The following is a 17,409-nucleotide window of genomic DNA, read 5'->3' on the forward strand; positions in this document are numbered from 1 at the left end:
TCGTCACCGTGTCCCACGAGCGCAGGCGCGACAGCAGAACAATCGCCCTCCTCGCCGCGCCTCGTCCGTGTCAGCATGGCGAGCATGAACATTCCGCAGGAGGCGCACCGGCCCGCAGCCCTGTGGCTGTGGGCCGGGCAGGCCATCTATCGCGGACCGTCGCTGCGCCTCGATGCCCATTCGACTGCGGTGGACTGCCTGACCATCGGCGTGGACGCTCCGTTCACGCTCGAGTCGGACCGAACCGCGCGCTCGGTGCGCAGCGCGCTGATCCCACCACGAACGGTGCATCGGGTCGTCGCGGACGGCGACAGCATGATGTTCTGCTATCTCGATCCCGGATCACGTCGAGCGCGCGCATGCCGCGCGCAAATGGCGCTGTGGGACAATGATTTCGGGTTCTCGCACCGGGGTGAGACCAGGCTCGCGGAAGCTGCGGGCCAGGACCCGCCCGACCCTCGGGCGCTGGCGGATCTCGTCGGCGCGGCACCGCGTCCGCCGATGGATGACCGCGTCCGGGAGGCGATGGCTACTCTCCTCGCATATCCCGCCCGCGAAATCACCGCCGACCGGTTCGCCGCGGCAGCGCACCTGTCGGAATCCCGATTCCTGCATCTGTTCTCGTCGCAGGCCGGGACCTCGTTCCGGCGGTATCGACTCTGGGCCAGAATGCTCGGCGCCGGCCGGGCGATCGCCGGGGGAGCAAGCCTGACCAGCGCGTCCGCGGACGCCGGGTTCGCCAGTCCCTCCCATTTCAGTGACGCCTTCCGCACCCTGTTCGGACTGTCGGCGACCGCACTGCTCGCGACCGGTGTCCGGGTCGTCGTGCTGGACGACGCGGGCGGGATCGAGCCTCGACCACGGACGTGCGGGCCCTGCTAGGCTACTGAATTAGAACGTGTTTCAATTCGGAGGAGGGTCCGTGGCCAAGCAGATCCGCGATGTGGTCGAGCAGTACGTCGAGCTGGTCGGCTCGGGTCCGACCGAGGACATCGTCAAGCTGTACGCGCCCGACGCGGTGGTGGAGGACCCGGTCGGCACCCCGGTCAAGCGCGGTCACGACGCCATCCGCGAGTTCTACGGGGTGATCGCCGCGCTGGACCGCGAAACCGAGCTGCGGCCCGAGGACGTGCGGATCGCGGGCAACCAGGCGGCGTTCCCGTTTACCATCGTCACCAAGGTCGGTGGACAGCGCTTCGTCCTGTCACCGATCGACGTGATGGAGTTCGACGAGGAAGGCCGAATCACCGGGATGCGCGCCTACTGGAGCCAGGAGGACATGCGGGTCGAGCCCGAGTAGCCCGCTGTGGGGCGCTGGTGCGCCAGGTCACACCGCGGTCCCATCACATTCCGTCGCGGTCTCTCGTCCGAGAAGTAGGAACCACATCCGCTGATCGAAGGAGATCGACATGGGTGCCACCCGTATCGCCGCCGTCACCCCGCAGCAGGCCGGACCAGCGACCAAGCTGCTGTATCGGATCGCCAAGCGCCGGTTCCGCGAAGTGCCCGAGCCCTTCGCGGTCACCGCCAACCATCCGAAACTGCTCGCCGCCAGCGCGGTCCACGAGGTCGCGGCGGAGAAGGCCAGCACCGTCCTGCCCGCCGTCATCCGCGAGATCGCCGTCTACCGCACCGCGTGGACCGTCGGCTGCTCCTGGTGCGTCGACTTCGGCGCCATGGTCATGCGCCTCGGCGAGCTCGATGTCGAGCGGCTCGAACACATCGCCGACTACGCGACATCGCCGCTGTACTCCGACGACGAGCGCGCCGCCATCGCCTACGCCGACGCGATGACCGCCACCCCGACCGCCGTCACCGACGAGCAGGTCGCCGATCTCGAGCGACGCTTCGGCCGGGCGGGCGTGGTGGAGCTCAGTTACCAGATCTCGCTGGAGAATTCGCGCGCCCGGTTCAACTCCGCGCTCGGCATCACCGCGCAGGGGTTCAGCACGGATTCGTGTCGAGTGCCCTGGGATGAGCAGTCTCGGCCGGACGACTCCGCCTGAAAGACAGTGGCCGACCTGGCACTTCGGCCCAGGTCTGCCTCCGGGCTGTCGCTCCGGCCGGGAATGGACTAAGAATAGGAGGTGTTGACGCCGCCGGTCCGCATCCGGTCAGCGAGTTATTGTTGCGCGTTCGATGAACGGGGTCCGTGTCGGCGTCTACGGTTTCTCGAGTTCCCCTCCGCCCAACCGTTTGGAGCCGCATGCTCGACGAACATCCCCTCGACGACGACGTCGCGCGGCTGGCGACGCGGGTCGAGAAGGCCCGCGGCCGCCTCGCGTACCAGTTCGATCCGGCGCTGACCGGCGCGCTGTCGGAGGAAGAACTGAACGCCGAACGCGAACTCGCCGAACGGATCCGGACCCAGAATCGGGAGCAGCGCTGGAAGCAAGCCGAGGCCGCCGCCGAGGCGTCCGACCGCGCGCGGCACACCTCGGAGGCCATCGAGAAGGCGGACATCAGAGATCTCCTGCTGGCACGCAAAGCCATTGCCGCACAGCGGCGCGAGTCCAGCCCGCACGCCAGGCTGGCCTCCCTGTACCGGCACCGATCGTGGTCGCTCGGCGCGCTGGCAGGCGTGGTCGCCGCGGGCATGCTGTGGTCGGCGGTCAACGTCCAGCACAACATCGCGCCTGGCGGGCCGGACGATCCGCTGTACTGGTTCAGCTATCTGCTCGAGGCGATGATCAGTGTGTCGCTGATCATCATCATGATCGGCACCAACAAGGTCACCGAATGGGGTGTGCTGGACAACCGCAGCCAGGTCGCGGCCGCCGAAGTCGCGCTACTGGCACTGACGGTCGGTCTGAACACCTACCCGTATATGAGTGCCGGGCGGTGGTTCGACGCCTCTATGCACGGAGTGGCACCGGTGATGATCGGCGTCGCGCTGCTCATCCACGATGCCGCCAGCGCCCGCTACGGCCGTGCCATTACCTTCGCCACCGAGCAGGTCCGAAGTCTGCCCGATCCGAATTCGCACGACCCGCTACCGGAGCCGCAGGCGATCCTCGACGACTCCGACGACCGTCCGGAAGCCGGCGGTGTCGCACCGCAGTGGACGGCGTCGGACGCCGACATCCAGTTGGTCCACGGTTCGCACCGCTAGCATGCCGCCGACACCGCGAGCCGGAGCGAGGTTTCTTGACAGCTGTCCATAATTTATGGACAGCTGTTCAGAAAATCTGACGGAAGGAGCCGTTCGATGGTGGTTGCGGCGGGCGTGCTGGTTGGATTGATGGCGGCGTTGCAGGCGTACTTCATGGTGTTGGAGATGTTCTTGTGGGATCGGGCGCCGGGGCGACAGCTGTCGGGGTTCGATGCGGAGATGGCGGTGGCGACAAAACCCCTGGCGGCGAATCAGGGGCTGTACAACGGATTTCTGGCGGCCGGGCTGGTGTGGGGGCTGGTGGCGGATGACCCTGTCGGATTTCAGGTGACAGTGTTCTTCCTGGTGTGCGTGCTGATCGCGGGGGTTTACGGGGCGATCACGGCGAATCGGCGGATTCTGCTCGCGCAGGCGCTGCCCGCGGCGCTCGGGTTGGCCGCGGTCCTGATCGCCGGATGAGCGATGGTGATCCACGAGCGGCGCGGACTCGGGCGAAGTTGCGGGCCGCGCTGCTCGCCGAATGCAGGGAGCGTTCGCTCGAACAGGTCAGTGTCGCTGCCGTGGTGCGGCGCGCCGGTGTGAGCCGATCGGCGTTCTACCTCATTACACCGATGCGCAGGCACTGGCGGTGGATGCCTGCGCGGAGGTTGTCCGAGATGCGGTGGCGGCCCTGCACGCCTGGCGTGGAACACCGGAGCCGGCGCATCCACCGGCGGCATTGACGGAGTTCTTCGACGGGATCGCACCGCACGCAGCGCTATCCCAGAAGCTGCTGCGGCCCGGAGGAAGCGGCCTGCTCGGCAAACTGCTGCACCAGGAGTTGTGCGAACACAGTCGGATGGAATGCACCCTGGCAGGCCCGCCTGCCGCGGACCTGGTGGCGGCGGCGTTCGCCACTGCGCCGAGGCACAGTTCATGATCTCACACTCAGGACGAGCAGTTTCCAGCGCGAAAAGCACTAGCTCAGTACGGGTATCGCCGCTCAACAGCCTCCTTGGCTTCTTTGAGCCCAGACCCGGTCAGTTCTCGGTACCGCTTGATGGCCTGAATCTTCTTGCCCTGCGCCAGAAGCGCGTCGATCTCGCCCAAGCCATCACCACTGGGCACGGCTGCAGCGGCCCGAATGGGGTCGACCGAAGGCAGATCCTGGATACTGAGGTGCTGCATGATCAGATCGAGCTTGAAGTTCAGCGCATCGATCTTGCGCTTCAGACGCCGGTTGCCAAACATGGTCCGATCGTAGTGATCGGCGCGACCTCACGCCGCGTTGAGCACCGCGTCGGCAAGGCTCGTGACGCGCTCGAAGCAGGCGACTTCACCGGCAACATCGAGCAGTCGGTCCACGCAGCGTGGCCCGGTGACCAGGCGCAAACGGCGACCGGTGTGGCCGGCCCAAGACCGCGCATCGATCAATACGTGCAGCCCGGCGACGCCGAAGAACGTCACTTTGGACAGGTCGACGACTATCAGTGGACCCGCTGAGTTCAGCGAGCCGATCAGTCGGCTCCGGAACACGTCGGCGGTGTGATAGTCGGCCTCACCGGCGACGGCGCACAGCGTGACCACGTCGCTCGGCGCGGTGACAGAAATCTGCAACCGCTCGGCGGGATGGCCTGCTGTGCGTGCGGCATGGATGAAATGTGAGGGATTGGCGAAACCTGTCGACATGAGGACCTCGGTCCAGTCGTCCGCGGCGGCCGGATGACGTTGCCTGCGGTAGTAATTCGCCCCGGGCCACACAGAGGCCGGAGCTAGGCTGTTTACTCAACCCTCACAGGGGTGTACCCGGTAGACCGGGCTTTACACTCAGTTCCCGAGATTACGCCGACTTCTCCCGGCGCTCCGCCCGCTGCGCCTTGCGCGGCACGATGGTCGGCAGCACGTTGTCGTTGACGGTGTCCGCGTTGACGACCACCTTGGCGACATCGTCGCGGCTTGGAATGTCGTACATCGCGGGCTGCAGGACTTCCTCCATGATCGCCCGCAGGCCACGGGCACCGGTTCCGCGCAGGATCGCCTGGTCGGCAACCGCCTCCAGCGCGTCATCGGTGAACTCCAGGTCGACCCCATCCATCTCGAACAGCCGGACGTACTGCTTGACCAGCGCGTTCTTCGGCTCGGAGAGAATCTTGACCAGGGATTCCTTGTCCAGGTTGGTCACCGAGGCGACGACGGGGAGGCGGCCGATGAACTCGGGGATCAGGCCGAACTTGATCAGGTCCTCCGGCATGACTTCGGCGAAGTGGTCGGTGGTGTCGATCTCGGCCTTGGACCTGACCTCGGCACCGAAGCCGATGCCGCGGTGACCGGTGCGGTCGGAGATGATCTTCTCCAGGCCAGCGAACGCGCCCGCCACGATAAACAGCACGTTGGTGGTGTCGATTTGGATGAACTCCTGGTGCGGGTGCTTGCGCCCGCCCTGCGGCGGCACGCTCGCCTGAGTGCCCTCCAGGATCTTCAGCAGCGCCTGCTGCACACCCTCGCCGGAAACGTCCCTGGTGATCGAGGGGTTCTCGCTCTTGCGGGCGATCTTGTCGACCTCATCGATGTAGATGATGCCGGTCTCGGCGCGCTTGACATCGTAATCCGCGGCCTGAATCAGCTTCAGCAAGATGTTCTCGACGTCCTCGCCGACATAGCCCGCCTCGGTGAGCGCGGTGGCGTCCGCGATGGCGAACGGCACGTTCAGCATCTTCGCCAACGTTTGGGCCAGGTAGGTCTTGCCGCAGCCGGTGGGACCGAGCATCAGGATGTTCGACTTGGCCAGCTCGACGATCTCGCCGCGGCTGTCGCGGCTCTTGTCGCCGGCCTGAATGCGCTTGTAATGGTTGTAGACGGCCACCGCGAGGGTGCGTTTTGCGGTGTCCTGCCCGATGACGTAGTTCTCCAGGAAGTCCCGGATCTCAGCGGGCTTGGGCAGCTCATCGAGCTTGACCTCGCTGGACTCGGCGAGCTCCTCCTCGATGATCTCGTTGCAGAGATCGATGCACTCGTCGCAGATGTACACCCCTGGTCCCGCAATGAGCTTCTTGACCTGCTTCTGGCTCTTTCCGCAGAAAGAACACTTCAGCAGATCGCCGCCATCTCCGATGCGCGCCATCTCGTGGGTCCCTACTTCCTTGTCCGCGTGCAACCGTCCGTCCAGGTTGCCAGCTGTCCGCCGCCTCCGCAGCAGCCGCATACACATCGACTGTTTTCCGGAGCATCAGGCAGTGCTGTCAACCGGGAGCAAAGGTCCCTAGGTTGACCGTACCCGGTGTGTGGGATGGAGGTCGACAACTCGAGCATGTTTCTCCGGCGGGTTGTGCGAGTTCTCACGGCACCGGAATGCGATCTGTCCGTCAGACCGCCAACACGAGCTCCGACCGACTGCCCGCGGCGCCTGGTCCGAAGGATTTTTTCGAGCCCCTGACACCGCGAAAAGCAGTCCGGCCGGACGACATGCCCGAGTGGCACACCTCCCGGCCGGAATTCCCTGTTGTAGAACAATTTACGAGTCAACTGCCGCCGGGATCGGCAATTCACCCGCCCCGGGATTGCCCGGAAACGACGTCCCGAAGTGTTACTTCTGGGCGCTCAGCTTGCGGTAGTCGAACACCGTGTCGATGATCCCGTACTCCTTGGCATCCTCGGCCGTCAGGATCTTGTCCCGGTCGGTGTCCTTGCGGATGGTGTCGGCATCCTTGCCGGTGTGCCGCGCGAGGGTGCTCTCCATCAGGCGACGCATCCGCTCGATCTCGGCCGCCTGGATCTCCAGATCCGACACCTGCCCCTGGATGCCACCCTCCAGCGACGGCTGGTGGATCAGCACCCGGGCATTGGGCAGGCAGGCACGTTTGCCGGGCGTGCCAGCGGCGAGCAGCACGGCTGCGGCGGAGGCCGCCTGGCCGAGGCACACCGTGGCGACGTCGGCGCGCACATACTGCATGGTGTCGTAGATGGCCATCAGAGAGGTGAACGAGCCACCCGGCGAATTGATGTACATCGTGATGTCGCGGTCAGGGTCCAGCGACTCGAGCACGAGCAGCTGCGCCATGATGTCGTTCGCCGAGGCGTCGTCCACCTGCACGCCGAGGAAGATGATGCGCTCCTCGAACAGCTTGTTGTACGGGTTGGACTCCTTGACGCCGAAGCTCGAGTGCTCGATGAACGACGGCAGGATGTAGCGCGCCTGCGGGCTCTGTGGTGCGATGCCGGACAGGCCGGCACGCGGGTCGATCTGATTGGCCATGTTCGTCTCCAAAGTCTCTGCGGCCGACGGACATTCGTTCATCCGGGCGGCCTGTGGGTGATCCGGGAGTTACTTCTCGGCGCCGTTGGCCTGGTTCGCGTGGCTGATCACGTGGTCGATGAAGCCGTATTCGAGCGCTTCGGTCGCGGTGAACCAGCGGTCGCGGTCGGCATCGGCGGTGACCTGCTCCACGGATTTGCCGGTGTGCTGCGCCTGCAGCTCGTTCAGCTCCCGCTTGGTGTGCGCGAACTGCTCCGCCATGATCGCGATGTCGGCGGCCGAACCACCGATGCCTGCCGAGGGCTGGTGCATCATGATCCGTGCGTGCGGGAGCGCGTAGCGCTTGCCCTTGGTGCCCGCGGTGAGCAGGAACTGCCCCATCGAAGCGGCCAGCCCCATGCCGTAGGTGGAGATGTCGCACTCGGCGAACTGCATCGTGTCGTAGATGGCCATACCGGCGGTCACCGAACCGCCCGGCGAGTTGATGTAGAGCGAAATATCCCTGGTGGGATCCTCGGCCGAGAGCAGAAGGATCTGCGCGCACAGCTTGTTCGCGATGTCGTCGTCGACCTGGGTGCCGAGGAAAATGATGCGCTCACGCAGCAGGCGCTCGTACACGGAATCACTGAGGTTGAGACCAGCAGTCGCGGTTGTCATGACCCCTGCCTGGTTGATTGTCACGGATACCTGCCTTCTCTCGCCGGCTCGTTGCTGATTGCCGAACAGCCATCTCTGGTTCGCTTTGTCACAAACATTAACGAAGCAGGGCGGCACCGAACTCCCGGTACCGCCCTTCTTCGCTCTCAGCGCAATCAGTGCACCCCTCGGGCGCCGATCGCGCCGGCATTCCACGGAATTATTCGGCGCTCGCGGTGGTGGCCTCGTCGACCGTGCCCTCGTCGGAATCCTCAGGGCCACCGAACATTTCGGCGGTGTCCACCGCGTTGCCCGCCGAGTCGGTGACGGTCACCTTGCCGACCACACCCGCGAGCGCCTTGCCGCGGCGCACGTCGGCGAACACCGCGCCGAGCTGGCCCGCCTGCTGCACCTGCTGAATGAACTGCTCCGGCGACAGGCCGTAGCGCTGCGCCTGGAACAGGATCCGCTCGGTCAGCTCCTCCTGACCGACCTGGGTGCCCTCCGCTTCGGCGATAGCGTCCAACAGCAGCTGGGTCCTCACCGACTTCTCGGCGGCCTCCTTGGTGTCGGAGTCGAACTCCGCACGGGTGCTGCCCTGGGCTTCCAGCGACTCGGCGAACTTCGCTTCGTCGTGATCGAAGCCGTGCACCGCGTCGTGGGTCACGGCGTCGATCTCGGCCTGCACCACGGCGTCCGGCAGCGGCACCTCGACCTGCTCGAGCAGGGTCTCCAGCACCTTGTCGCGGATCTCGCCCGCCTGCTGCACCTTCTTGACCCGCTCGACGCGGTCGCGCAGGTCGGCCTTCAGCTCCTCCAAGGTGTCGAATTCGCTGGCCAGCTGGGCGAACTCGTCATCGGCCTCGGGCAGCTCGCGCTCCTTGACGGTCTGCACCGTCACCGTGATGACGGCGTCCTTGCCCGCGTGCTCGCCCGCGACCAGCGTCGAGGTGAAGTCCTTGGACTCGCCCGCCGACAGCCCGATCAGGGCCTCGTCCAGGCCCTCGATGAGCTGGCCGGACCCGACCTCGTGGGACAGGCCGGTGGTGGCGGCCTCGGGCACCTCCTCGCCGTCGACGGTCGCCGACAGGTCGATGGACACGAAGTCACCCTCCTGCACCGGACGCTCGACACCGGTCAGGGTGCCGAAGCGCTGACGCAGCGACTGCAGCTGCTCCTCGATGTCCTCGTCGCCGATGGTGACGGAGTCGACGGTGACCGCGATGCTCCCGTAATCGGGCAGAGTGATCTCCGGGCGCACGTCGACCTCGGCGGTGAAGGCCAGCTCCTGGCCGTCCTCGATCTTGGTGATCTCGATGTCGGGCTGACCGATGACCTTCACCTCGGTGGTGGTGACGGCCTCGCTGTAGCGGCCGGGCAGCGCGTCGTTGACAACCTGCTCCAGGATCGCACCACGGCCGAGACGTGCCTCGAGCAGCTTCGCGGGCGCCTTGCCTGGACGGAAGCCAGGGATGCGGACCTGCTTGGCCAGCGCCTTGTACGCACGATCGAAGTCCGGCTTCAGTTCCTCGAAGGGCACCTCGACATTGATCCGGACCCGGGTCGGGCTCAGCTGCTCGACGGTGCTCTTCACGGACATGCTCCTTGTTCGTTGTTCGTACTGGTTGACGTTCGGTTTACGGGCGCCACCACGCACTCCGGACGTCGGAATGACAGCGAAGCGGCCTTGCGTGCTGGCCGCCGCACTCCCCATCGGCGCTGACCCGAGCCGGGGCCCCGGCCTCGGCCAGGACGAACGAGGGATGCGGCGTAGGCATCCCGACCAGGTTAGTTGACCGGCCGAGGGGGCCTGCACTCGGCGGTGTTTCCGGGGGCCTGCATGCCCGTCTACTTGCCCACCGAGACCGCGTCGGTGACGAAGACCAGCGTCTCGTTCGGCGCGATGCCGTGTCCACCCGCGCCGTAGCCCAGGTCCGGCGGCACGATCAGCAGCCTGCGGGAGCCTGCCCGCACGCCGACCAACCCCTGCTCCCAGCCTTCGATGACCTGGCCCGCGCCGAGGGTGAGCTGGAACGGCGTGCCGCGGTCGAACGAGCTGTCCAGCTTCTTCTTGTCGGACCAGGTGATCAGTGCGTAGTTCATGGTCAGCTGCTGGCCGGTCTCGGCGCCGGGCCCGCTGCCCTCGCTCAAGTCGTTGACGATCAGCTGCTTGGGCGGGTCACAGCTGTCCGGAATGGTGATCGTCGGTGCGGTGCCGAACTCGCCGGTCACGCCGATGTCCTCGGCGGTGCATTCGCGGCCCTTGCTCTGCGTGGCCGGGCTCTGCGCGGCGGACGCTCCCGCCGACACGGAGGTCTTCGCGGACGAGGCGGTCGCGGAGGACGTGTCGTTGTCCGAGCCGCAAGCTGCCAGCGCGATGGCCGTCGCCGCGATGGTGCCGATCCCGATGATCCTGCCGAGTGTGTGCATGCGGCGGACCCTAGACCACGTGGGGGCGGACCCCGCTGGGGCGCGCCGCCCGCGCTCCGGCGCACCGCGGCGTGTTTTCACCGACCCGGAGCGGCGCATCCCGCTAGGCTGACGGGGAATTCTCCATACGGCGTTGCCGATTCCGATCGGCAACGGTGCAGGATCCGGGACAGCGGTCCTCGCCGCTCCCCCGATGCCCCGAGCATGAGGAGAGTCGGCGCATGACCCACATGGCAAGTGCAGGTGGCGATACCTCGGCCGACAACGTCGGCAGTACCGGCGGCGACACCGTCGCGCCACGCTCCTACCGCCTGGCGGACGTGCCGGGCCCGCTGGAGCGCGACGAACTGACGTCGATCGATGCTTGGTGGCGCGCGGCCAACTATCTCGCCGTCGGCCAGATCTACCTGATGAGCAACCCGCTGCTGCGTGAACCGCTGCTCGCCGAGCACATCAAACCGCGGCTGCTCGGCCACTTCGGTACCGTGCCCGGCCTGAACCTGGTCTGGACGCACGCCAATCGCGCGATCCGGCAGCGCGGTCTCGACGCGGTCTTCGTCACGGGCCCGGGTCACGGTGGGCCGGGTCCGAACGCGTGTGCCTGGCTGGAAGGCACGTATTCCGAGCTGTACGGCAACATTCCGCAGGACGGCACCGGCATGGGCGTGCTGTTCGCACAGTTCTCCTTCCCCGGCGGCGTGCCGAGCCACTGCGCGCCGGAGACGCCCGGCTCCTTCCATGAGGGTGGCGAGCTCGGCTACTCGCTGCTGCACGCCTTCGGCGCGGCGCTGGACAATCCGGACCTCACCGTGTTCTGCGTGATCGGCGACGGCGAGGCGGAGACGGGTCCGCTGGCCACGAGCTGGCACGCGAACAAGTTCCTCAACCCTGCACGCGACGGCGCGGTACTGCCGATCCTCGCGTTGAACGAGTACAAGATCGCCAATCCGACCATTCTCGCGCGCATCCCGGAGACGGAACTGGTCGCACTCCTCCATGGCTACGGCTACGAGCCGGTCATAGTCTCGGGCAGCGATCCCACGGCGGTACACCAAGCCATGGCAGGCGCGATGGACACCTGCCTGGAGCGCATCGCCCAGATTCAGCGCGCCGCGCGCGCCGGAGCCGACGGCGTGCGGCCGATCTGGCCGATGATCGTGCTGCGCACGCCGAAGGGCTGGACCTGCCCGCCGGTGGTGGACGGCGATCGCGTCGAGGGCACGTTCCGCGCCCACCAGGTCCCGCTGCCCGCCGCGCGCACCGACCCGAGCCACCGGCAGACCCTGGAGCAGTGGCTGCGGTCCTACCGGCCGGAAGAACTGTTCGACGAGGCAGGCAGGCCGGTGTCGGAGCTGCTCGACCAGGTGCCCGAGGGCGATCGACGAATGAGCGCCAACCCGGTTGCCAACGGCGGCACCCGAGTCCGTGACCTACGCCTGCCGGATTGGCGTGAATTCGGCGTCGAGGTGACCGCGCCCGGCGCGACTCAGCACGAGGCGACCAGGGTTCTCGGCGGGTGGTTGCGCGACGTCACCAGACAGAACCCGGACAACTTCCTCACCTTCGCGCCCGACGAGCTGGCCAGCAATCGACTGCAGGACATTCTGGATGTCACAGGGCGCGACTGGCAGGCCGAGATCGGAGCGTACGACGAGAAACTCGACCCCGCGGGCCGGGTGATCGAAGTGCTGTCCGAGCATATGTGCCAGGGCCTGCTGGAGGGCTATCTGCTCACCGGCAGGCACGGGGTGTTCACCTGTTACGAGGCGTTCATCCACATCGTGGACGCCATGTTCAACCAGCACGCCAAATGGCTCGACGCCAGCGCGGCAGTGCCATGGCGGCGGCCGGTCGCCAGCCTGAACTATCTGCTCTCTTCGCACGTCTGGCGGCAGGATCACAACGGCTTCACCCACCAGGACCCCGGCTTCCTCGATGTGGTGCTGAACAAAAAGCCGTCGATCGTACGCGTGTATCTGCCGCCGGACGCGAACACGCTGCTGTCCACCTACGACCACTGCCTGCGTTCGCGGCACTACATCAATGTGGTGGTCGCGGGCAAACAGCCACAGGCCGACTGGCTTTCGGTGGACCACGCGACCGAGCACTGCGCGCGCGGCATCGGCATCTGGGATTGGGCGGGCCACAACGATGCGCTCGGTACCACCCCGGACGTGGTGCTCGCCTGCGCGGGCGACGTGCCTACGCTGGAAACCCTCGCTGCCGCGGCGATTCTTCGAGAACGTCTGCCCGAGTTGCGGATTCGGGTGATCAATGTGGTCGACCTGATGCGGCTGCAGCCGCAGGACGAGCATCCGCACGGCCTCCCCGACAGCGAGTTCGACACGCTGTTCACCTACGACCGGCCGGTGATCTTCGCCTTCCACGGCTATCCCTGGCTGATCCACCGGCTCACCTACCGGCGAAACAACCACGGCGAGATGCACGTGCGCGGCTACAAGGAGCGAGGCACAACGACCACGCCGTTCGACATGGTGATGCTCAACGACCTCGATCGCTATCACCTGGTCATGGATGTGATCGATCGCGTGCCGAGCCTGCGTGAGCAGGCCGCCGGACTGCGTCAGGAAATGGTCGACGCGCGATGGAGCGCACGAGCGTGGACGAGGGAGTACGGTGCGGACATTCCCGAGGTCGCGGACTGGGCCTGGCCGTACCGGAGCGCCTGACGCAGCGCGAAATTCCTTGCGGGGCCCGGTCGGCTGGGCGACGATCGCAGGATGCTTCTCACGATCACCTGTACGCCGCCGGACGGCGCCGGGTGGCCTGCGACCGATCTCGGGTTCCTGCTGCACAAGAACCCCGGCCGCGTGCAGGCGTTCGAACAGTCCTACGGCACAGCGCATGTCGTGTACCCGGAGGCCACCGACGCGAAGTGCACGGCGGTGCTGCTGCTCGAGGTAGACCCGATTCGACTGGTGCGCGGACGTGCACGCAGCACACCGGACTTCAGCCTCGGCCAGTACGTCAACGATCGGCCGTACGCGGCGTCCTCGTTGCTGTCCGTGGCGATCGGGGCGGTGTTCCGCACCGCGCTGCACGGCCGCTGCGATCTGCGACCCGAGCTGGTGCGTACGCCGCTGCCGCTGCGCCTCGTACTGCCGTCGGTGCCGTGTCGCGGCGGCGCCGCGGTGGCCGAGCGGTTGTTCGCCCCGCTCGGCTGGACGGTGACGGCGACGCCCCTTCCGCTCGACCCGGCCTTTCCGGACTGGGGCGACTCCTATCTGCTCCGCATCGAACTCGACGGCACCATGCGACTCTCCGACGCCCTGTCCCACCTCTATGTGCTGCTTCCGGTACTCGACGGAGCCAAGCACTACTGGGTGGCGGCCGAGGAGGTCGACAAGCTGATCCGGGCCGGTGGCGGATGGCTCGGCGCGCACCCGGAGCGCGGCTGGATCACGCGGCGGTATCTGGCGCGGCGGCAGTCGCTGGTGCGAACAGCACTGGCACGGCTCGCCGAGGTGGACGATGTCGAACCCGAGCAGTTGGACGCGGTCGACGAGACCGATGACGCAGAGCCGTCGCACGACTCGGCCGACGCAGTGCGGTCGCACAACTCTGTCGACGCGGTGACGAGCACCGCCGTCCGCGGCGCTCTCGACTCCACAGGCACGGCAGCTACCACGGTGTTCGGTTTCGTGCCTGAGAACGAATCGCACGACGCCGCAAAAGCTTCGGATAGTTCAGCCGGCGGAACAGCTGGCGCTGCCTCCGGCTCCGCTTCGGAAGATTCCGAAACCGGCACGCGTACAACGGCACTGGCGGTGGCCCGCCGCGCGGCAGTGCTCGACGCGCTGCGCGAGGCAGGCGCGCGGCGCGTGCTCGATCTCGGGTGTGGGGAGGGCGCACTGCTGCGGGACCTGCTGGTGGACACCAGGTTCAGCGAGATCGTCGGCGTCGACGTGTCGATGCGGGCATTGCATATCGCCGAGCGCCGGGTGCGCGTCGACCGCCTGCCGGAGCAGGTGTCGCGTCGCCTCACGCTGCGGCAAGGAGCACTGACCTACACCGACGCCCGACTGCGCGGCTACGACGCTGCTGTGTTGATGGAGGTTATCGAGCATGTCGACCCGCCGCGGCTCGGCGCGCTCGAACACGCGGTGTTCGGCGCCGCGGCGCCGACCACGGTGGTGGTCACGACGCCGAACGCCGAGATCAATGAACGATTCGAGGGATTGGCGGCCGGACAGTTCCGCCACGCCGATCACCGATTCGAATGGACTCGTGCGGAATTCGCTGATTGGGGCGGCGGCGTAGCGGCACGGCACGGGTACACGGTGCGGTATCGGCCGGTCGGCGTGGCGGACCCCGAACTCGGGCCACCGACGCAGATGGCGATATTCACCAAGCACGGAACCGGAGACGGGTCATGACAGAGCTTTCGGTACCCGAGCTGTCGCTGGTGGTGCTCGTGGGTAGCACCGGATCGGGCAAGTCGACATTCGCGCGCAAGCATTTCCGGCCGACGGCCATCGTGTCGTCGGATAACTGCCGCGGGGTCGTCAGCGACGACGAGAACGATCAGGCAGCGACTCCGGAGGCGTTCGCGCTGGTGCACCACATCGCGGGCATCCGGCTGCGGCGCGGCCTGCGCACGGTCGTCGACGCCACCAATGTGCAGGTGCGCTCACGCAAGGAGTTGATCGCGCTGGCCCGTGCGCACGACGTGCTCCCGGTGGCGATCGTGCTGGACGTGCCGGACGCGGTGTGCCTGGAGCGCAATGCGCGCCGCGCCGACCGCGCCGACCGCGGAGCGCACGTTGTCGCCAGGCAACAGCGCGAACTGCGCCGCAGCCTGCGTGGACTGGAGCGCGAAGGGTTCCGCAAGGTGTACGTGCTGCGCGGCGTCGAGGAGATCGAGGCCGCGGCGTTGGTCGACGAGAAGGCGTGGAACGACAGGCGCGACCACTCCGGGCCCTTCGATGTGATCGGCGACGTGCACGGCTGCCGTAGTGAATTGGAGACGCTGCTCGGCGAACTCGGATACGTCCTGGAGCGGGACGACCGGCACCGAGCCGTCGGCGCCCGGCACCCGGATGGGCGCACTGTGGTGTTCGTCGGCGACCTGGTCGACCGCGGACCGGACACCCCCGGTGTGCTGCGCCTCGTGATGGGCATGGTGGCCGCGGGTACGGCTCTGTGCGTCACCGGAAATCACGAGAGCAAGCTGGTGCGTGCGCTGGATGGCAAGAAGGTCCGTGTCGCGCACGGCCTCGCCGAGTCCCTTGCCCAACTGGAGGCCGAGGACGCGGACTTCCGTAAGGCGGCACACGAGTTCTGCCGGCGGCTGGTCAGCCACTACGTGCTGGACGAGGGCAAGCTCGTCGTCGCGCACGCGGGGCTCAAGGAGGAGTATCACGGCCGCGCGTCGGGCCGGGTCAGGTCCTTCGCGATGTACGGCGAATCCACCGGGGAAACCGACGAATACGGTCTTCCGGTGCGCTACCCGTGGGCCAACGACTATCGCGGCCGCGCCACCGTGCTGTACGGGCACACGCCGGTGCTCGACCTGCAGTGGGTGAACAACACCCTCTGCCTGGACACCGGCGTGGTATTCGGCGGCCGGCTTTCGGCGCTGCGCTATCCGGAGCGCGAGCCGGTATCCGTTGCCGCGAAACAGGTCTGGTACGAGCCGGTGCGCCCATTGCAGGCCATTAAGAGTGTTACGCCGGACGGCGTGGTGCGCCGCGACCCCGGCGTTCTCGACCTCGACGACGTGCTCGGCCGTCGCGTCGTAGAGACCCGCTACCACGGCAGGGTCGGCGTGCGCGAGGAGAACGCGAGCGCCGCGCTCGAGGTGATGAGCCGCTTCGCCCTCGACCCGCGGCGGCTGGTCTACCTGCCGCCGACCATGGCACCGTGCGCGACCTCGGAGCTGGCGGGCTTCCTGGAGTACCCCGCCGAGGCGTTCGCTTACTACCGCGCCGAAGGGGTGCGGCGACTCGTGTGCGAGGAGAAGCACATGGGCTCGCGGGCCATCGTCCTCGTGGCGCGTTCGGTGGCCGCGGCACGTGACCGTTTCGGCATCGACGACGGCGGCACCGGCGCGCTCTACACCCGCACCGGACGCCCGTTCTTCGACGATCCCGCGCAGACCGAGTCGCTGCTGGCCGGCGTACGCGCGGCCGCCGACGCGGCGGGCCTTTTCGAGGATCTGCGCAGCGAATGGCTGCTGTTGGACGCCGAGCTGATGCCTTGGTCGGCCAAGGCCGTGGGCCTGCTCCGCAACCAGTACGCCGCGGTGGGCGCGGCGGCCAGGTCCGCACTCCGCGCCGCCACCGAGGTGCTCGGTGCAGTCGCGGCGCGCGGGCTGGATGTCGCCGACCTCGCGGCACGCACGTCCGCGCGTGCGGACGACGCGGCGGCGTTCACCGCGGCCTACGGCCGCTACTGCTGGCCGGTCGAGGGCATGGCCGGGTTACGGTTGGCGCCGTTCCAGATCCTCGCCGCCGAGGGCGCGAATCTCGCGGTCCGCGATCATGATTGGCATCTCGACCGGATCGACCGACTCGTCGCGGCCGATTCCGCGCTGTTGGCGCCGACCCGACACGTGCACGTCGATCTCGACGACCCGGACAGCGAGGCCGCCGCGGTCTCCTGGTGGACCGAGCTGACAGCGGCGGGCTGCGAGGGAATGGTGGTGAAGCCGTTGGCTTCGCTGGTCCGCGCCAGGACCGGCGAGGCGGCCCGCGACGGCCGCCTTGTTCAGCCCGGCGTGAAGTGCCGTGGCGTGGAGTATCTCCGGATTATCTATGGCCCGGAGTACTTGCGGACCGCCAACATCGATCGGCTGCGCATCCGTGCGCTGGGCCGCAAACGCTCGCTGGCGCTGCGGGAGTACGCCCTGGGCCTCGAGGCGCTGGACCGGCTCGCCGCGGGCGAACCGCTGTGGCGGATCCATGAGGCAGTGTTCGCGGTCCTCGCGCTGGAGTCCGAGCCGGTCGACCCGCGGCTGTGAAGGCCGCTCGCGCGGCGG

General features: G+C 67.3%; 16 protein-coding genes. 9 read left to right on the plus strand and 7 right to left on the minus strand.

The features are described from left to right. Positions 1–84 precede the first annotated feature (84 nt). The 6 genes from AB4Z47_RS26575 (at position 85) to AB4Z47_RS26600 (ending at position 4,031) form a co-directional block, all read left to right on the plus strand. Positions 85–882, plus strand: a complete 798-nt coding sequence (locus AB4Z47_RS26575) for a helix-turn-helix domain-containing protein (RefSeq protein ID WP_441954703.1) — start codon at positions 85–87, stop codon at positions 880–882. A 40-nt stretch (positions 883–922) separates the two neighbouring features. Next, a complete protein-coding gene (locus AB4Z47_RS26580; RefSeq protein WP_441954705.1) occupies positions 923–1,300 on the plus strand; it encodes a nuclear transport factor 2 family protein in 378 nt (125 codons plus the stop codon). Positions 1,301–1,409: 109 nt separating this feature from the next. Next, positions 1,410–2,006 (plus strand): carboxymuconolactone decarboxylase family protein, encoded by a 597-nt coding sequence (locus AB4Z47_RS26585; RefSeq protein ID WP_441954707.1) that lies wholly within the window; start codon positions 1,410–1,412, stop codon positions 2,004–2,006. 200 nt (positions 2,007–2,206) lie between these two features. Next, positions 2,207–3,112: a hypothetical protein gene (locus tag AB4Z47_RS26590; RefSeq protein ID WP_441954709.1), complete on the plus strand. Its 906-nt coding sequence runs from the start codon at positions 2,207–2,209 to the stop codon at positions 3,110–3,112. A 96-nt stretch (positions 3,113–3,208) separates the two neighbouring features. Then, complete coding sequence (locus AB4Z47_RS26595; RefSeq protein WP_441954711.1) at positions 3,209–3,571, plus strand: DUF1304 domain-containing protein; 363 nt, start codon at positions 3,209–3,211, stop codon at positions 3,569–3,571. Positions 3,572–3,773: 202 nt separating this feature from the next. Further along, positions 3,774–4,031 (plus strand): hypothetical protein, encoded by a 258-nt coding sequence (locus tag AB4Z47_RS26600; RefSeq protein WP_441954713.1) that lies wholly within the window; start codon positions 3,774–3,776, stop codon positions 4,029–4,031. A gap of 44 nt (positions 4,032–4,075) precedes the next feature. Here the strand turns inward: AB4Z47_RS26600 and AB4Z47_RS26605 are convergent, their stop codons facing one another. The 7 genes from AB4Z47_RS26605 to AB4Z47_RS26635 all read right to left on the minus strand — a co-directional run bounded on the left by AB4Z47_RS26605 (position 4,076) and on the right by AB4Z47_RS26635 (position 10,409). Continuing rightward, positions 4,076–4,342: a ribosomal protein L7/L12 gene (locus tag AB4Z47_RS26605; protein ID WP_441954715.1), complete on the minus strand. Its 267-nt coding sequence runs from the start codon at positions 4,340–4,342 to the stop codon at positions 4,076–4,078. Positions 4,343–4,369: 27 nt separating this feature from the next. Continuing rightward, positions 4,370–4,780, minus strand: a complete 411-nt coding sequence (locus tag AB4Z47_RS26610; protein WP_441954717.1) for an STAS domain-containing protein — start codon at positions 4,778–4,780, stop codon at positions 4,370–4,372. A gap of 151 nt (positions 4,781–4,931) precedes the next feature. After that, positions 4,932–6,212, minus strand: coding sequence for an ATP-dependent Clp protease ATP-binding subunit ClpX (gene clpX, locus AB4Z47_RS26615; RefSeq protein WP_441954750.1), 1,281 nt, complete (start codon positions 6,210–6,212; stop codon positions 4,932–4,934). A 462-nt stretch (positions 6,213–6,674) separates the two neighbouring features. Continuing rightward, a complete protein-coding gene (locus AB4Z47_RS26620; protein WP_441954719.1) occupies positions 6,675–7,343 on the minus strand; it encodes an ATP-dependent Clp protease proteolytic subunit in 669 nt (222 codons plus the stop codon). Between the two features lie 69 nt (positions 7,344–7,412). After that, positions 7,413–8,000, minus strand: a complete 588-nt coding sequence (locus tag AB4Z47_RS26625; protein ID WP_357266297.1) for an ATP-dependent Clp protease proteolytic subunit — start codon at positions 7,998–8,000, stop codon at positions 7,413–7,415. A gap of 199 nt (positions 8,001–8,199) precedes the next feature. Next, positions 8,200–9,573, minus strand: coding sequence for a trigger factor (gene tig / locus AB4Z47_RS26630; protein WP_441954721.1), 1,374 nt, complete (start codon positions 9,571–9,573; stop codon positions 8,200–8,202). A gap of 254 nt (positions 9,574–9,827) precedes the next feature. Beyond that, on the minus strand, positions 9,828–10,409 hold the full coding sequence (locus AB4Z47_RS26635; protein ID WP_441954723.1) for an FKBP-type peptidyl-prolyl cis-trans isomerase: 582 nt from the start codon (positions 10,407–10,409) through the stop codon (positions 9,828–9,830). 221 nt (positions 10,410–10,630) lie between these two features. Between AB4Z47_RS26635 and AB4Z47_RS26640 the strand changes: the two genes are divergently transcribed. The 3 genes from AB4Z47_RS26640 to AB4Z47_RS26650 are packed head-to-tail and all read left to right on the plus strand — an operon-like array spanning position 10,631 to position 17,391. Next, the gene (locus AB4Z47_RS26640; RefSeq protein ID WP_441954725.1) at positions 10,631–13,099 is read left to right on the plus strand and encodes a phosphoketolase family protein; all 2,469 of its coding nucleotides are present in this window, start codon (positions 10,631–10,633) and stop codon (positions 13,097–13,099) included. Between the two features lie 51 nt (positions 13,100–13,150). Continuing rightward, positions 13,151–14,806: a 3' terminal RNA ribose 2'-O-methyltransferase Hen1 gene (locus AB4Z47_RS26645; protein WP_441954727.1), complete on the plus strand. Its 1,656-nt coding sequence runs from the start codon at positions 13,151–13,153 to the stop codon at positions 14,804–14,806. Continuing rightward, a complete protein-coding gene (locus tag AB4Z47_RS26650) occupies positions 14,803–17,391 on the plus strand; it encodes a polynucleotide kinase-phosphatase (RefSeq protein WP_441954729.1) in 2,589 nt (862 codons plus the stop codon). Before AB4Z47_RS26645 ends, AB4Z47_RS26650 begins: the two co-directional genes overlap by 4 nt. Positions 17,392–17,409: the final 18 nt, after the last annotated feature.

The organism is Nocardia sp. 2TAF39 (assembly GCF_052114905.1).
In the GTDB taxonomy this organism is placed as follows: Bacteria; Actinomycetota; Actinomycetes; order Mycobacteriales; family Mycobacteriaceae; genus Nocardia.

What these genes read in the sequence shown, in the direction of transcription:
- AB4Z47_RS26625 (WP_357266297.1), bottom strand. Translation starts at nt 8,000, where the DNA reads ATGACAACCGCGACTGCTGGTCTCAACCTCAGTGATTCCGTGTACGAG.
- AB4Z47_RS26585 (WP_441954707.1), top strand. Translation starts at nt 1,410, where the DNA reads ATGGGTGCCACCCGTATCGCCGCCGTCACCCCGCAGCAGGCCGGACCA.
- AB4Z47_RS26620 (WP_441954719.1), bottom strand. Translation starts at nt 7,343, where the DNA reads ATGGCCAATCAGATCGACCCGCGTGCCGGCCTGTCCGGCATCGCACCA.
- AB4Z47_RS26640 (WP_441954725.1), top strand. Translation starts at nt 10,631, where the DNA reads ATGACCCACATGGCAAGTGCAGGTGGCGATACCTCGGCCGACAACGTC.
- clpX (WP_441954750.1), bottom strand. Translation starts at nt 6,212, where the DNA reads ATGGCGCGCATCGGAGATGGCGGCGATCTGCTGAAGTGTTCTTTCTGC.
- AB4Z47_RS26650 (WP_441954729.1), top strand. Translation starts at nt 14,803, where the DNA reads ATGACAGAGCTTTCGGTACCCGAGCTGTCGCTGGTGGTGCTCGTGGGT.
- AB4Z47_RS26645 (WP_441954727.1), top strand. Translation starts at nt 13,151, where the DNA reads ATGCTTCTCACGATCACCTGTACGCCGCCGGACGGCGCCGGGTGGCCT.
- AB4Z47_RS26635 (WP_441954723.1), bottom strand. Translation starts at nt 10,409, where the DNA reads ATGCACACACTCGGCAGGATCATCGGGATCGGCACCATCGCGGCGACG.
- AB4Z47_RS26605 (WP_441954715.1), bottom strand. Translation starts at nt 4,342, where the DNA reads ATGTTTGGCAACCGGCGTCTGAAGCGCAAGATCGATGCGCTGAACTTC.
- AB4Z47_RS26575 (WP_441954703.1), top strand. Translation starts at nt 85, where the DNA reads ATGAACATTCCGCAGGAGGCGCACCGGCCCGCAGCCCTGTGGCTGTGG.
- AB4Z47_RS26590 (WP_441954709.1), top strand. Translation starts at nt 2,207, where the DNA reads ATGCTCGACGAACATCCCCTCGACGACGACGTCGCGCGGCTGGCGACG.
- AB4Z47_RS26595 (WP_441954711.1), top strand. Translation starts at nt 3,209, where the DNA reads ATGGTGGTTGCGGCGGGCGTGCTGGTTGGATTGATGGCGGCGTTGCAG.
- AB4Z47_RS26610 (WP_441954717.1), bottom strand. Translation starts at nt 4,780, where the DNA reads ATGTCGACAGGTTTCGCCAATCCCTCACATTTCATCCATGCCGCACGC.